The organism is Nitratidesulfovibrio sp. 1201_IL3209 (assembly GCF_036763125.1).
Classification (GTDB): Bacteria; Desulfobacterota; Desulfovibrionia; order Desulfovibrionales; family Desulfovibrionaceae; genus Cupidesulfovibrio.
Genome location: NZ_JBAIYT010000009.1, coordinates 36,470 through 51,766, shown reverse-complemented (window position 1 = coordinate 51,766; position 15,297 = coordinate 36,470). Strand labels below are relative to the sequence as shown.

The 15,297-nt window shown below is 71.3% G+C and carries 12 protein-coding genes; 3 read left to right on the top strand and 9 right to left on the bottom strand.

The annotated features are described in order from the left end of the window. Window positions 1-19 precede the first annotated feature (19 nt). The 5 genes from V6B97_RS06500 to V6B97_RS06480 all read right to left on the bottom strand — a co-directional run bounded on the left by V6B97_RS06500 (window position 20) and on the right by V6B97_RS06480 (window position 5,334). Entirely contained in the window at window positions 20-613 is a 594-nt protein-coding gene (locus V6B97_RS06500; RefSeq protein WP_333505685.1) for a DUF2062 domain-containing protein, read from the bottom strand. A gap of 45 nt (window positions 614-658) precedes the next feature. Beyond that, window positions 659-2,755 carry an elongation factor G gene (fusA, locus tag V6B97_RS06495; protein WP_333505684.1) on the bottom strand — a complete coding sequence of 699 codons (2,097 nt, stop codon included), beginning with the start codon at window positions 2,753-2,755 and terminating at the stop codon, window positions 659-661. Between the two features lie 89 nt (window positions 2,756-2,844). Then, window positions 2,845-3,879: a hypothetical protein gene (locus V6B97_RS06490; RefSeq protein ID WP_333505683.1), complete on the bottom strand. Its 1,035-nt coding sequence runs from the start codon at window positions 3,877-3,879 to the stop codon at window positions 2,845-2,847. 193 nt (window positions 3,880-4,072) lie between these two features. Further along, window positions 4,073-4,774 carry a hypothetical protein gene (locus tag V6B97_RS06485; protein WP_333505682.1) on the bottom strand — a complete coding sequence of 234 codons (702 nt, stop codon included), beginning with the start codon at window positions 4,772-4,774 and terminating at the stop codon, window positions 4,073-4,075. Beyond that, window positions 4,702-5,334: a hypothetical protein gene (locus V6B97_RS06480; RefSeq protein ID WP_333505681.1), complete on the bottom strand. Its 633-nt coding sequence runs from the start codon at window positions 5,332-5,334 to the stop codon at window positions 4,702-4,704. The genes V6B97_RS06485 and V6B97_RS06480 overlap by 73 nt, the downstream gene beginning before the upstream one ends. 420 nt (window positions 5,335-5,754) lie before the next feature. Between V6B97_RS06480 and V6B97_RS06475 the strand changes: the two genes are divergently transcribed. Then, window positions 5,755-6,849 carry an esterase/lipase family protein gene (locus tag V6B97_RS06475; protein ID WP_333505680.1) on the top strand — a complete coding sequence of 365 codons (1,095 nt, stop codon included), beginning with the start codon at window positions 5,755-5,757 and terminating at the stop codon, window positions 6,847-6,849. Here the strand turns inward: V6B97_RS06475 and V6B97_RS06470 are convergent. Together V6B97_RS06470 and V6B97_RS06465 are read right to left on the bottom strand one after the other, a co-directional pair. After that, window positions 6,834-8,042 (bottom strand): glycosyltransferase, encoded by a 1,209-nt coding sequence (locus tag V6B97_RS06470; RefSeq protein WP_333505679.1) that lies wholly within the window; start codon window positions 8,040-8,042, stop codon window positions 6,834-6,836. The genes V6B97_RS06475 and V6B97_RS06470 overlap by 16 nt on opposite strands. Then, complete coding sequence (locus tag V6B97_RS06465; RefSeq protein ID WP_333505678.1) at window positions 8,039-9,880, bottom strand: glycosyltransferase family 4 protein; 1,842 nt, start codon at window positions 9,878-9,880, stop codon at window positions 8,039-8,041. The genes V6B97_RS06470 and V6B97_RS06465 overlap by 4 nt, the downstream gene beginning before the upstream one ends. Window positions 9,881-10,292: 412 nt before the next feature. Between V6B97_RS06465 and V6B97_RS06460 the strand changes: the two genes are divergently transcribed. Next, the gene (locus tag V6B97_RS06460) at window positions 10,293-11,789 is read left to right on the top strand and encodes a GGDEF domain-containing protein (RefSeq protein ID WP_333505677.1); all 1,497 of its coding nucleotides are present in this window, start codon (window positions 10,293-10,295) and stop codon (window positions 11,787-11,789) included. 194 nt (window positions 11,790-11,983) lie between these two features. Further along, a complete protein-coding gene (locus tag V6B97_RS06455) occupies window positions 11,984-13,303 on the top strand; it encodes a LysR family transcriptional regulator (protein WP_333505676.1) in 1,320 nt (439 codons plus the stop codon). Between the two features lie 111 nt (window positions 13,304-13,414). Here the strand turns inward: V6B97_RS06455 and V6B97_RS06450 are convergent, their stop codons facing one another. Both V6B97_RS06450 and phnX read right to left on the bottom strand, forming a co-directional pair. Next, entirely contained in the window at window positions 13,415-14,227 is an 813-nt protein-coding gene (locus V6B97_RS06450; protein WP_333505675.1) for a GntR family transcriptional regulator, read from the bottom strand. Window positions 14,228-14,409: 182 nt separating this feature from the next. Then, window positions 14,410-15,252 carry a phosphonoacetaldehyde hydrolase gene (phnX, locus tag V6B97_RS06445; RefSeq protein ID WP_333505674.1) on the bottom strand — a complete coding sequence of 281 codons (843 nt, stop codon included), beginning with the start codon at window positions 15,250-15,252 and terminating at the stop codon, window positions 14,410-14,412. Window positions 15,253-15,297: the final 45 nt, after the last annotated feature.

Sequence of the window (15,297 nt, the reverse complement as noted above, 5' to 3'; positions counted from 1 at the left end):
GAACGCTTGCCGCGCTGGGTCATGAACAATCTCCATCGTGGCCGCCGGATGCGACGGGGTCCACGGATCGGGTAGTGTTGGCGGGGCGGCCTGCCTCGGTGGGCTGACCGGACGGGGCGGCCTCGGCGTCGCGCCGGGCCTGCCAGGCGCGCAGCAACTTGATGGTCCTGCGCTGGCGGTAGGCGTTCACCCCGCGAAAGGTCAGCACGTAGGTGACGAAGGCGGCGGGAACGCCCAGCACCACCCCGCCCAGGCACATCACCAGAAAGAAATCCAGCCCCAGTTCCAGCATGCGGGCCATGTCCAGGTTGGCCGGGTCGAAGGCCACCTCGGTGTGCCGGAACAGCCCTCCCACCCAGTACAGCATGGCGTAGAAGGGAATGACGTTGAGCGGGTTGGACACGAACGTGCCAATGGCCGCGCCCACGGGGTTGCCCCGCAGTACGAACGCCAGCGCCAGCGACACCACCGTCTGGAACGGAATGATGGGCAGAAAGCCCACGAACACCCCCACGGCCAGTCCCATGGCCAGCGAATGGGGCGACGCGGACTGGCGCATCAGCCGCAGGTACTGGAAACGCGTCCAGCGCCGCAGCCTATCCCGCCATTCCATCTTCGCTCCTTGCCGGGCGCGCCGTTGCGCGCAGCATCGCGGACATCATTCCATCCTGTCGAAGCGCTCGAAGCGCATCACCAGCCCGGCCCGGCCCTGGGTGGCCGAGCGCAGGGCCGTGGAAAAGCCGAACAGTTCGCGCAGCGGGGCCAGGGCCTGCACCACCTTCTGGCCGGAGTGGTCGAACATGTTCTCCACCTTGCCGCCGCGCGCGCCCAGCAGGCCGATGGCCGAGCCCACGTGGGCCTCGGGCACGCCGATCTCCACGAACATGATGGGCTCCAGCAACACCGGGTCGGCCTTGGCCAGGGCGTCCTTGACGGCGGCCACGGCGGCCATGTGGTAGCCCGCCGGGCTGGAGGCGCCGTCGCGGCGGCGCAGTTCGGTGACGGCTATCTCCACGTCCTGCACCGGGTAGCCCTTGACCACCCCGCTTTGCAGGCTGTCGGTGATGCCCTGCTCCACGGCGTCCACCCACGGGCGGGGCCACAACTGGGTGTCCACTTCGAAACGGATGCGGGTGCCTTCGTCGCGCGGGCGGGGGGCCATGGACAGGGCCACGTATCCGTAATGCTGCTGTTCGCCCAGTTCGCGGTCGAATTCGCCGCTGCCCGTGGCGGCGGAAAGAATGGTCTCCTGGTGCACCACCTGGGGGTTGCCCACGCGGGGCGACACGCCGTATTCGCGGCGCATGCGTTCCAGCACCACTTCAAGGTGCAGTTCGCCCATGCCGGACACGATGCGCTGGCCGGTGCCCTCGTCCAGTTCCACGGCCAGGGTGGGGTCTTCCAGGGTGACGCGCTCCAGCACCTCGTCCAGCTTGGCCCCTTCCTCGGTGTTGCGCGGTTCCAGCGCCAGCGAGATCACCGGGCGGTACGCGGCGATGTTTTCCAACAGCAGCGGCCGGGCCGGGTCGGACAGGGTGTCGCCGGTGCGCACCGAGCGCAGCCCCACGGCGGCCACGATGTCGCCCGCCACGGCGGTTTCGATCTGCTCGCGCCGCCCGGCGTGCAGCCGGTACAACTTGGAGAACCGCTCGTCCTTCTCGCGGGTGACGTTGCGGCAGGCATCCCCTTCCGAAGCCGCGCCCGCGTACAGGCGCAGCAGGGCGTACTTGCGGCTGCCCTCCATGACCACCTTGAACACCAGCGCGGACAGCGGCGCGCCCGGATCGAAGGGCACGGGCACCTTGCGGCCCTGGGCCGTGTCGTAGCCCAGCACCGGGGCGGTCTCGTCCGGGCCGGGCAGGTAGTCGCACACCCCGTCCAGCACGGGCTGCACGCCCACGTTGCGCAGGGCCGACCCCGCGAACACCGGCACCGCCCGGCGGGCCAAAGTGGCCCGGCGCAGCGCGGCGCGGATGACGCCCGGCTCCATGTCGCCGCCGCCCAGGTACACGTCGATGAAGGCGTCGTCCGCCTCGGCCAGGGTTTCCAGCATCCGTTCGCGCCAGGCCATGGCGGCGGCCAGCGCGGCGGGGGCCGGGGCGTCCGGCAACGATGCGACCTGGTCCGCCGGGGTGCGGGTGTACTCGCGCCCTTGCGTGGCCTGGTCGAAGGACAGGTATTCCATGGTCACCAGGTCCAGCAGCCCTTCGAAGTCCTCGCCCTGCCCCACCGGGACCATCACCGGCACCACCACCGCCCCAAGGCGGGCGCGCATGGCGTCCAGCACCGCGCCGAAGTCCGCCCCGGCCCGGTCCATCTTGTTCACGAAGGCCAGCTTGGGCACGCCGAACTTCTCGGACTGCCGCCACACCGTCTCCGACTGCGGCTCCACCCCGCCCACGGCGCAGAACACGCCCACCGCGCCGTCCAGCACGCGCAGCGAGCGTTCCACCTCTATGGTGAAGTCCACGTGGCCGGGGGTGTCGATGATGTTCACGGTGTGGCCGTTCCACGCGCAGGTGGTGCAGGCCGAGGCGATGGTGATGCCGCGTTCCTGCTCCTCGGGCATGAAGTCCATGGTGGCGGTGCCGTCGTGCACCTCGCCCATGCGGTGAATGCGGTCGGTATAGTACAGGATGCGCTCGGTGAGGGTGGTCTTGCCCGCGTCGATGTGCGCGATGATGCCGATGTTGCGCAGCGGCCCCGCCTTTTCGCGGGGGTGGGTGCGTTTGCCGCCGGTGGCTGCGTGGGACATGGAGGGCTCCGGGGATTGGCGTGCGAAGGAAATGGGGGACCGGAGGAAGTGACGGCCGGAAGAAACAGCGGGGCGCCGCGCGGGGGCGGTCAGGGCATGCCCGGCAGGGAGTGGGAAGGCGGCACGGGCAGCAGGGCCACGGCGCGCCGGGTGAACCAGGCCGGGGAAAGGCCGGGGTGCATCCAGCACCATTCGTGGCCGGGACCCAGCACCAGCCCGACATGCGCCAGCCAGGCGGGCGCATGGGCCGGGGAGCAGGCGACTGCGGACAAGGGGGCGAGCGGCGCGGAAGGCGTGCCGTGCGGCGTAGCGGGAACATCCATGAAGGTGGCGTCGGCGTGGGCGGCGCGCAGGGCTGCCGCGTCCAAACGATCGGCAGGGCCGATAGCGCTTGCATCGGAAACGACTCCGATGGCCGGTGCGGGGCCATCGCGCCACACCTCCACGCCAAGGGCGCGGGCATGGGCGGAAACCTCATCCGGGTGATCGCCCAGCAGCAGCAGGCGGCCCGCACGCCCCCCTGCTCCGCTCCCTATCCCGCCGCCGACCGCCAGCGCGTCCAGCAAACCGGGCAACGCGGCGGGGTCCACGTCGGCCACAACTTCCTGCCCGGCCAGTTCCAGGGCGGCCAGCACCTGCGCGGGCCACGCCCCGGCGCCGCCTGTGCGCAGCACGGCCACGCCGCTCACCCCGGCGAACAGCGCAGGCAGCAACGCCGCCAGCAGGCGCGGCGCGGAAGTCCACGCCCCGTCCACGCACACCAGCGCCCAGGCGCAGGGGGCTGCGCGCTCCATGCTGACGAAGCCCTGCCGCCAGCGGGTGACGGCGTGTCCTTCCCGCACGTCGCCAGCGCCAGGACAGCCCGTTCCCCACAAGCCGGACTGGCCGTACACCACGTGCAGCCGGGCGATGCAGGTCTTCAGGCGGGCGCGGTCCACGTCGCCGGTGGCCTCGTAGGCGGCGGCGAAGGCCGCGTCGTCCACGCATGCCGCGCCGGGCAGACCGGCCAGCAGCGCAGCCAGGTCCGGCGCGGCGGCGTCGGCAGCATCAGCAGCGTCGGGGGTATCGGGGGCATCGGGTAAGCATCCCGAAAGGGCGGAGAAGGAAGGACGGGTCGGGGTCATGCGGCTCCTGCTGTTGCGGTACGGAAACGGCGCGCGGACCGATGCCATGGCCGTGCCGCGCGCACGGCGCACTATAGCCCCTCGCCGGAAACGAGGCAACGCGCGGCGTGGTGCCGCGCGTTGCCGTTGCCGCCATTGGCGCCGGGGGCCGAGGGACGCTGCGCCCCTCGCGGCCAATGCCGCCCCTGCCGGGCTACGAGCCCAGCGCGGGCTTGCCCAGCCGTTCCTTCATGTAGTTCTTGAGCAATGCGCTGACCAATTCCTCGCGGCTCAGGTGGTTGGCGTAGGCGCCATCCTTGATGATCTTCCAGAAGTCGTCGCGCGAGAGGATGGAATCGTCCTTGCCGACCACGGCCAGCCGCACGCAGTAGTCGGACAGCGCGGTGCGCAGGGCGTCCTCGTTCATGCGGTCGAACTCGCCGGTGCGCGCGGCGATGGTTTCCGCCGGAGGCAGCCGGTCCGATTCCAGCACCTGCCGGAACCCGGACAGGAACCGCTCGGCCCCGGAACGGATGTGCTTGCGCTGCACCACGTTCAGGTTGGCCCACCCGGCCTTCACCCACTTGAACAAAGCATAGCCGGTGGTCTTCGAGCCGGGCTGCTCCTCGAAGAACACGGTGACCGTGGCGGAATCGTACATGTAGGTGTCCATCCAGCTGATGCCGCGCGTGGTGGCGCCGGGCACCCCGGAATAGACGTATTCCCAGTCGGTGTCCTTGCCCACGATGGCGCCCTTGCGGCCCACGGTGGAAGGCTCGGCCTGCCGCGACACGGACACCAGCACCGCCCGGCCCTCGTGGCGCGTGAGCACCAGCAGCCGGTTCAGGGTGTAGGCGTAGTAGCAGCCGCTGAAGGTGTCGGGGGTGATCTCCTCGCGCTCGGCGCCGTGCAGCACCCGGGGGCGTCGGCCAGCCCCGGATCGTCGGCGTGGTCCCACAGCCGTACGCCGTTCTTGATGATGTCGCTGCCCGGCTGCCAGCGGCTGCTGCGGATGGACGCGGGAAACACCGCCTCCTGCGGGATGGCCGGGTCGTAGCAGTAGCGCAGCAGCTTTTCCAGCGGGGCGTTGATCATGCTGCGGTAGAAGATGCCGTAGCCCGCGTCCCGCTTGGCGGGCAGGGCCTTTTCGGTGGCGGCGGCGGGCTGCATGGCGAAATCGAGCATGGCGTGCAGCGCGGGCAGGTCGATGCCCTTGCCTGGCGCGGCGTTGCGGTCGCCCACGGCATCAAGCAGCATGGACACGGCGCCTTCCACCGGTTCGGGCAGGTTGCCCTTTTCGCTGGCCTTGTCGGCATCGTCGGAGGCCAGGGCCGTCACGGGTCCGGCCAGAGTCAGGGCCAAGGTCAGGGCCAGGGTCAGGACGCAGGACGCCGCCAGCGCGAGGGCGGCCGCGGAAAGGCCACGGGCTGCGGAACGGGCCACGGTGCGGAAACGCGAAAGGAAACACATGGGCATGGGACGGAAAAACCTCGTGACGGGTGGCTTGTCGGCATGGGTGGGCGGCGCAGGCGGACGGGGCCGGAGAATGCGCCGCGAAAATGGCGGCATGGGCGTACCCCTTGCGACGGGCCGTTTTCCGAACCCCGGCGGGGAGCCCGGTCCGGCGGTCCGGCGTGCCGACGCGGCACGGGGAACGCGCAAGGGGCCGCAGGCATGAAGCCCGCCCCACCCCGGCCCCGGCGACCGGCCCGGCAGGCGCACCACCGGGAGCACGATCAGGGGCATGAAGCAGGGTTGCGGCGGGCGGTGCCGGGCAGCGCCCGGCCATGCTTGTCCGGTAAACAGTAATTGGCTACTCTCACCACGTCAAGACGACCGGCGCGGCGGCGGGCGCATGCCCTCTCCGCGCCGCATTCCGCCCGACGAGGTCCGTGCATGTCCTTGCTGCTGGTGCCGCTGTGCATCGCCCTGGCGGTGGCCGTGGTCAGCTACCTGCTGTTCTTCCGCGCCGCGCGCCGCGACGCCGCGCCCGCGCCACCCGCCGCGCTGGTGCTGCGGGGCGTGGCCTACAGCATGGCCGGGGTGCTGCTGGCCATGGCCTTCTATCCGTTCGGACCGTGGTTCCGGCGGCGCTGCCGCCCCCGCCCCTTTCCCTGCCCGCCGGTGCCCCGGAGTGGGCGTGGCCGCCATGCGGCATCCGCCGGCACGCCACCGCCCGGCGCTCCGTCACGCGGGCCGACCCCAACCATGCCTCCTGTCCTGCCCCCCGTCCTGCCCCCCGTCTTGCTGGTCCACGGCCTGTACCACAACGTCACGGCCTGGACCCTGTACCGCCGCTGGCTGCGCGCGGCCGGATTCAGCCGGGTGTACTGCCACGGCTATTCCAGCTGGCGCACCGATTTCGGGCTGTTGGTCGATGAACTGGACGAGGCGGTGCGCGACCTGCTGACCGCCCACCCCGGCGAGCGCCCCCTGCTCATGGGGCACAGCCTGGGGGGCCTGCTGATCCGGGGCTGGCTGGCCGACGCGGACAACCAGCGCCTGGTGGCCGGGGCGGTGACCCTGGGCACCCCGCACCAGGGCAGCAGCCTGGCCCGGCTGGGCGCGGGCCGCCTGGCGCGCAGCCTGGCCTTCCGGGGCGCGCTGATCCGTGACCTGGAAGCCACGGAGGCCCCGGCCGGGGTCCCCTGCGTGGCCCTGTACTCGCCCATCGACAACATGGTGGTGCCGCAGGAAGGGCTGCACGTGACCACCCCCGGCTGGACCCTGCGCGCCTCGCCCGCCGTGAGCCACATCTGGATGCTCTGGGACCGCGACACCGCCCGGCTGGCCATCAAGGCCCTGCGCGACCTGGCGGGCCGCGGCGACAGGCAGGAACAGGGACAGGAGCAGGAACGGGGGTGGGAACGGGAATGCGCGCGAGGGCCGGAACATGACGCGCCTTGCGGCGCCACGACGGAAGGGGCGCGGGATGCCGACGGCGGAGATTGCGCCCCCGGCCGGAAAGATGCCGGCTACAGCCGGGCGTAGACCTTCAGGTAATCCTCCACCATCCGGTCCACGGTGAAGCGGGCGCGCCACGTCTCCTGTCCGGCCCGTCCTAGGGTGCGGGCCAGCCTCGGCCGCTCCAGCAACCCCGCCACCGAGGCGGCCAGGCCGCCCCAGTCGCCCTCGTCGGCAAGGGCTCCGGTCACGCCGTCCTCCACCTGTTCCGGCAGCCCGCCCACGCGGAACGAACACACCGGCACTCCGGCGGCCATGGCCTCCAGCACCACCAGGGCGTGGTTGTCGGCCAGCGTGGGGTACACGAACACGTCCGACGCGGCCAGCAGGGTGTCCAGCATGGCCCGGTCCACATAGGGCCAGCGCAGCAGGTCGCCGTCGCGCCCGGCGGCGTCGCCGCCCACCATCAGCCCCACGGCGGCGGGCACGGCCCGCTTCACCTCGCTCCACAGGGCCATCCAGCGGTGGCCGCCCTTGAGCATGGCCTGCTCGCCCCCGTGCGCCACGAAGATGGCCACCCGCGCATCGGGCGCGATGCCCAGGGCGGCGCGGGCCTCGTGCGGCGGCGGACCGCCCGCCGGTTCCACGCCGTTGGGCGCCACGGTGCACGGCAGGTCCGGAAAACGCGCGCGCACCATCCGGGCCAGCCAGCCCGAAGGGCTGACCAGGACCGGCGCGGCGGCGCGCAGGGCCTGAGCCCGGCGATCCTGCAACGGCGCGGCGTCGGGATAGCCACGTGGGCACGGGCCGGGGCAGCCGGTGCGCCAGCCGTCGCAGTCGATGGGGTACACGCAGCCGCCGGTGAGCAGCGAACAGTCGTGCACGGTGACGACTAACGGAACGGGCGGAACGGGCGGCACGGGCGGCGCGAAAGTCAGGGGTGGCGCGGGCATGGCCGCAGCGCCGGGGCCGCCCCCCCGGACCGCCTGGGTGACGGAGTCCAGACAGGCCGTCCAGTCCAGCGTGGCGTGCAGGTGCAGGGGCATGCCGGGCAGCAGGCAGCCGCCCACCCCGGCGGCGGGCACCACGCCGTGCACGGCCCCGCCGACATCGACCGCGCCGTCATCGTCCGGACCACCGTCCAGGATTTCGCAGGTGCGGTGCACCACCACGCCGCGCCGGGCAAGGCCCCGCGCCAGCATGCGCGCCACCCGCGTGGCCCCGCCCCGGTGGGAAAGCAGGGTATGGAAGTGCAGCGCGGCGGGAAGCCCGATGCTCATGCCCCCTCCTCGCCCCCGTGGGGCCTGTCCGGCTGTGTCGGATGTACAGGTTGGGGCGGTCGCTCCCGTTCCAGCAGGTCCTGCTTCAGCGCCCACAGCACCAGGAAGGCAGCCGCCTCGCGCGCCATGCCTTCTCCCGTCAGCAGGTCCAGCAACTGACCGGCAGGCGCGGGCCGCCGCGCGGCGAACAGCATCCGTTGCAACCGGGCGGGCGGCACCAGCCGTTCAACGCCGGTGTACAGCACGGGAAATTCCTGCTTGCGGTACACGGCCTCGCCCGCGCGGGTCCAGCGCAGCATCAGGTCGCGGTCCAGCAGCGCGGTGGGATAGGCCCCGAACACCCCGGCATAGGGCATGTGCAGCGGGTGGACGGCCTCGCGCAGTTCGCGCAGGGCGTCCGCGTCCGTGCCGCCACCCGGACCGGCTGCGCCATCATCCGGTCCCCCGGATACATAGTCGCCTTGTCCGCCGGGCGCGGGCTGGCGCCACAGCGCCTCCCACAGGTCCAGCCAGCGGGCCGCCACGCCGTCCCAGGTGAATTCGGCCAGCACCCGCGCCCGCGCGGCGGCCCCCATGCGGGCGCGCAGGTCCGCATCGGTGGCCAGACGGGCCAGGGCGTCGGCCAGGGCGGGCACGTCCACCACGGTCTGCTGGGCCAGCAGCAGATGGTACTGGCTGTCGAAGAACACCGGCGCCAGCATGTCCACGTCGGGCGTGGCCGACGGGGCCAGGGTGGGCACGGTGAGGCCGGTTTCGCCGTGCACCACGATATCGCGGTAGCCGTCGTAGTCCGAGACCACGGCGGGCAGCCCGGCAGCGCCCGCTTCCACCAGGCTCAGGCCGAAGGTTTCCTGCATGTTGTCCACGGGCGAGACGAACACGTCCGCCGCCGCGAACAGCGCGGCGCGCTCGGCGTCGGAGGGCGACTCCACCACGCGGATGCGGATGCCCAGGCGTCCGGCCAGTTCGGAGATGCGGGCCGAGGTGTCGTCGCCGGGCTTCACGAACCCGGCCACCACCAGCAGGTAGCCGCCACGGGCCAAACCCAGCCCTTCGGCGCGTTGCAGGGCGCGCAGCAGGGGCAGCAGGTCCATCTTGGAATAGTGGGCGATGCGCGCGAAGACCAGCAACACCGGCTCATCGGTCACGCCCAGCCGCTGGCGCATGTCCGCGCGCAGGGCCGCCTGCGCCGCCGCGCCGCCACCGGCAGGAGCTGCCCCTGCTGTTCCCCCTGACGCCACGCCCGACACCGCGTTCAGGAAGTCCGCGTCCACGCCCAGGGGAATGCGCTCCACGTGCGGCGCGGGGTACGTTTCCTCGTCCAGGCCGTAGGCGCGGCGCAAGTGTTCGAACAAGCGCAGCACCACCGCCTGCCCGGCCGTGGAGGTGGCCACCACGGCGTCGCGCGCGGTGGTGCCCGGCCACAGGTGGGCCAGGAACCGCGCGGGGTAGCGGGCGTAGCTCAGCGAATGGGTGACCCCGGTCACCGGGAACAGCACCGGGGCGTGCGCGTTGCGCAGCCGGGCCACGTGCGGCTGGTCGGTGACGCTGTCCGACAGGTGGAAGCAGTGGTAGGGCTTGCGCGCCAGCATCCAGGCCAGGTCGTTGCGGGTGGACACCCGGAACCCGTTGCGCGAGACGATGGCCGGAAATTCCTCGCGCAGGCGGGCCTCCGTGGCCTTGGCCACGTCCAGCCCCGGCAGGAAGAAATGGTACTCGGGAAACGGGTCCGCGCGCAGCAGCGCCCGCAAGAAGCCCGCATTGGCCACGGGGCGGCCCATGATGTCGCCGCTTTCAAGGAAGGGGTGCAGGGTGCCCCACGCGCGCTTGGTGCTCATGGTCCAGCAAAGACACAACTTGTCGAGGCTGTCAAACCGGTTGCCGGTGCCGGAAGGCGGGAGTTCCGCCGCCCCGCGCGGAGCGCCCCTCCCGCGAATCGGGCACCCGCCCTTCCCCGCTCCTCCTTCCCCCGCTCCCCCTCCCCCGGTCATCCATGCCCGAGGTCCATAACCACAAGGCCCGGCAAAGCTTGCCGCCCGTGGCCGCCGCCCGGCCCTTCCTACCCGCCCCTTTTGCGCACCGGACACGCACCGGGCACCCGTCCGGATCGCACCCGGCCCGCATTCGAAGCCACATGGACCGGTTCTTGCTTCAAACTGGCGAAACGTCGCGTTTTCGACGCCCGGCCGCGCTTGCGCGCGGCCCTACTTCGCCCGTACGCCCGCATATCCCGGGGGGGAAGAACGGACCATGAAGAAAACACCGCAACACACCATGTGGACCATGGGCCTTTCCGAGGCCGATGCAGGGCTGCTGGCCGCGCACGCGGGCGGCGACTACCGCATCGTCGCCCTGCCGCCGGGGCGCGCGCCGTCCGCCCTGGAAATGGAGCGCGACGACCCCTGCCTGTTCTGGCTTACGTCCGCTGCGTGGAATTCCATCGCCAGCCAGCGCGAAGGCCGCTCGCAACACCTCGACCTCGTCCCCCGCGTGCTGGTGCTGGAGTCCGGCTACTCGCGCGAGGAGATCGAACGGGCCCTGGACAGCAGTTTCACCGACGTCATCAAGCCGCCGCTCACCCGGGCCCGCGTGCTGGACGTGCTGCGCCGCGCCGTGGAAACGCGCAACCTGTACCACGACATCCTGCGCATGACGCGCGAGATTTTCCTGGAGCGGGAAATGCTGGCCCGCAAGAACGACACCCTGTCGTTCCTGGTCACCTTTCTGACGCGGGCCACGGAAAGCCTGGACCCGGCCGAAATCCTGGGCAACGTGCGCGAGGACCTTGCGCTGCTGCTGCCGGTGACGGCGGTGCACGGCATCTTCTGGCCCCCGGTGCCGGAAGGGGGCGCACTGGAGGCGGAACTGTTCGTGGCCACCGCGCCCGACTGCCCGGTGAACGTGGAATGGGTGGACCTGCTGCTGGAATCGGCCCGGCGGCTGGGCAACGCGCCGGTGGCGGGCTATCGCGTCACCCACGTGCTCGGCATGGCCGAACCGCTCGACCCCACCGGCTGCGCCACGCAGACAACGCCGGGTCCCGTGCCGGGCCGGGTGATCCTGATGCCCCTGCGCACCGGCTCCGAGGCGTTGGGCGCGCTGGCCATCCTCACCGACGGCAGCCAGTCGCTGGGCAAGGACCAGGCCCAGGCGCTGGATTCGGCCATGAAGCACCTGGCCCTGGCGCTGAAGAACGCCATGGTCTACCGCGAAGTGAAATTGCAGGCCGACCACGACGCCCTGACCCGGCTGCACAACCGCCGCAGCCTGGACGAACGGCTGCGCACCGAGTTCGAGCGGCACCGCCGCTACGGGCACCCCATGAGCCTGCTGCTGCTGGACCTGGACCATTTCAAGACCATCAACGACACCTACGGCCACCTGGCGGGTGACGCGGTGCTGCGCGAACTGGCCGACGTGCTGCGCCACTCCATCCGCACCACGGACTTCGCGGCCCGCTACGGCGGCGAGGAATTCGTGGTCATCCTGCCCCATACGGAAGAAGCGCAGGGCCACATGCTGGCCGAACGGCTGCGCCACCGCATCGAGGAAAGCCGCGTGCAGCACCACGGCGTGCAGCTTTCGGCCACGGTGAGCATCGGCGTGGCGGGTTTTCGCCCCGGCGCCTTCGCCAACGTGGAGGAACTGGTGCGCGAGGCCGACCGGGCCCTGTACCTGGCCAAGGCCAATGGCCGCAACGTGGTGTGCACCATGTCCGGCTGCGAGGCTGCCAAGGCCACCGGCTAGCCGGGCGGGAATGACGTTGCAACGACGCGGGGCGCTCCGGACGGGGCGCCCCGCCTGCGTTTTGCGGCCCGGCCACCCGGCTTTCCCTCTCCTTCCAATATCTAAAGCGATGGATGTTGATTGCTCAAAATCGAATCCGGCGATATCTTTCGGTGCGGTCAATCCCGGTTTCCGAACGATCAACGGAGACGGACATGGAACTTCGTGATCTCAGAACCTTTGCGGCAGTGGCGCGCCTGCTCAGCTTCCACCGCGCGGCGGCGGAACTGAACGCCGCGCAGTCCACGGTTTCCGCGCGCATCGCCGCGCTGGAAACGGAACTTGGCGTCCGGCTGTTCGAACGGCTGGGTCGGCGCGTGGCCCTGACAGAAGCCGGTGAACGGCTGGTGCAGTATGCGGCCAAGCTCATCGACGTGGAGGACGAGGCCCGGGCCTGGGTCACCGGCGAATCGCGCCTGCGCGGCATGCTCACCGTGCGCGTGCCGGAATCGCTCTGCGCGTACCGCCTGCCGCCGGTCATCGCCGCGTTCCGCCGCCGCCACCCCGAGGTGGCCCTGCACCTGACCGCCTGCACCCTGAACGGACTGGAAAAGGACCTGCGCCAGGGCATCACCGACCTGGCCTTCGTCATGGCCGACAGCGTGCGCGGGGGCGACCTGAACGTGGAAGCCCTGGGCGTGGAACCGCTGCTGCTGGTGGCCGCGCCGCACCACCCGCTGGCCACGCGCGGGCGGGTCACCGCGCGCGACCTGCACGGGGTCACGCTGGCGCTTTCCACGGCGGACTGCGCCTACCGCGCGGCATTCGAGGAAGCCCTGGCCACCGAAGGGGTGCAGCCCGCCGCCGGGCTTGAATTTTCCAGCGCCGCAGCCCTGCGCGGCTGCGTCGCCTCCGGCACGGGCATCACCCTGCTGCCCGAGGCCGCCGTGCGCGACGACCTGCGCGCGGGCACCCTGCGCGCCCTGGCGTGGGCGGAACAGCCCTTCGAAACGGCGGTGCTCATGGTGCGCCACCGGGGCAAGTGGGTGCCGCCGTACATGGACACCTTCATGGCGCTGTGCCGCGCCGCCTGTGCGCAGGGCACCGGCGACGGGGCGGCATGGGACGCCCCGTTCCCGCCGGAGCCCGTCCCCGCCGGGGACGTGGACGCTTCCGCCGCGCCGGATGCTCCGGGACACGGCGCCACCGGCCTTGACGCAGCGAAGGACGCCGAAGCCGCACCGGCCACCGGCGGCGGCAAAGCCGCTTCCGAAGACCCCGGCGATGCCAGCCCGGCACCCGGCGACGGCGACGGGCCTGCCCCCGACTTCGCGGTCGATCCGTCCGGCACGGGGCCGGACATGGACATGGCCGCCTTCGACGAGCCGTTCATGGAACCGGACGCGGACCCGGCAGGCATGGATACCGCCCCGTCCCCGGAGCAGGCCCCCTCCGCCCCGCCCCAGGCCGCGCCGCTGCCGGAGCCTGCGCCGGAAGCCCCGCAGTGGTTGTCGCTGCTGCCGCCCAAACGCTAGACCAACGGCTGCCCCCGACCCGGCGAAATCCCCCGCACACCGCATTTCACGGACGCGAAAAGGCCGGGCTCCCTGCGGAGCCCGGCCTTGTACGTGCATCGTCCCCCCTGCTCACCTCCCGACGGAACCCGCCCCGCCGGTGCCGTCGGGGTCCACCAGCGTCCCGGCAAGCGGGGCCTGCCCCGCCTTGCCGTCCTTGTCGTACACGTACCCTCCGATGGCGCACCGGAAGCGGTACTTGTCGCCCCGGTGCAGGGCGCGGCTGAATTCCACGGCCCGTCCCTCGTCGTTGTAGACCACGCTCTCCACCCAGATGCACGGGCAGTTGTCGCCGATCTTCAGGTACTTGCGCTCGTTCTCGGTGGGCATCACCGCGCCCAGTTCCTGCCGCGAATGCAGCAGGCGCATGCCGTAGTCCTCGTGCAGGATCTTGTAGAGCACGGTGTCCAGCTTCTTTTCCAGCAGGCCGGGCACCAGGTCGGTGGGCAGGATGGAGCGTTCCAGCACCAGCGGCACGCCGCTGGCCAGCATCAGCCGGTACAGGAAGAGCACCGGCTGGGTCACGGCGATGTTGAGATGCCCGGCCACCTCGGCGTCGGCGAACTCTATGCCCGCCGCGATGGTCTTGTAGTGCGGCTCCAGCCCGGCGCTGGCGATGTCGTCGTAGTAGGTGGTGATGCTTTCCAGCGAGCGGGTGAGCACCGGGCTCTTTTCGGACAGCAGGAAGGTGCCCTTGCTGCGCTTGCGCACCAGCATGTGGTCGTTGACCAGCTTGTCGATGGCCTGGCGCACCGTCATGCGGTGCACGCCGAACATGGCGGCCAGTTCGTTCTCGTTGGGGATCTTGTCCCCCGGCTGGTACACCTTGTTCCGGATCTGCCCGGAAAGCCATTCGTAGATGACGAGATACTTGGATTTGCCCATGTCCTTCCCATGGCCGCGCGCGCCGTTGGGCGCAGTGCGGCACGATTCGCCCTCATGTCCCGGTTCCCGGCCGTCCCGCTGGCGGCAGGCCACAGCCCGTACCTTGGGGTCATGCCCGCGTATCACGGATGCGCGCCCCAGGCCAGCCCCCGGTGCATCGTGCGAAACGTCACGCGGCGGCTTCATGTCGGGCATGGCGTCTCTCCCAGGGCAAGGCGCGACTCGATGGCCTCGATGACGGAAAAGCAGTCCGCGATGGAATCCACCACGTAATGCGCCCCGGCCTCGCGCAGCCGCGCGGCGGCAATGGCCACGCGCCCGGCCAGCAGGTCCGGGTCCATGCGCGCCGCGTCCGCCTCGGAAAGGCCCACGTCGCTGCCGGTGCGCACCACGGCCACGGTCCACATGCCCGCGTTGCGCCCCTCGTGCACGTCGGCCACGGTGTCGCCGATCTTGACCATGGATTCCATGGGATGCACCCCCAGCCGCATGGCGTTCAGGTAGCACATCCACGGATACGGACGCCCGGCGGGCACCTCGGAGGCATGCACCACCACGTCGGGGCTGTAGCCCTGGCGGGCCGCCTCGGGCGCCAGCACCTCCATCATGGGACCGGTGTAGCCGGTGCACGAGCCAAGGCCCATGCCCCGGCCGCGCACCCGGTCCACGAATTCCGCCAGGCCCGGCACCGGCGCGGCATGGGCGGCGATGGTGCGCAGCATCAGCGGTTCAACGTCGCGGTACACGGCGTCCACGGCAGCTTCGCCGGGGGCATGCCCATGCGCGGCGCGCCAGCGGGCCGCCACGCCGTCCATGGCCAGCATGCGGCGCACGTGCTCGCGCTTTTCGCTGCCCATGGGTTCGCGCGCCTCGGCCACGGTCACCTCCACCCCGTGCAGGGCAAAGGCGTCCACGAACACTGCGGCCGGGCCCAGGCAGCCGTGGTCCACGGCGGTACCGGCCCAGTCCAGCACCACGGCCCGCACCGGGCCGCGGTACACACGGGTGCGAAGGAAGGGGTTCATGCTCACCTGCCTTGGGTGTGGAAAGGGAAACGCCCACGGGAGCCC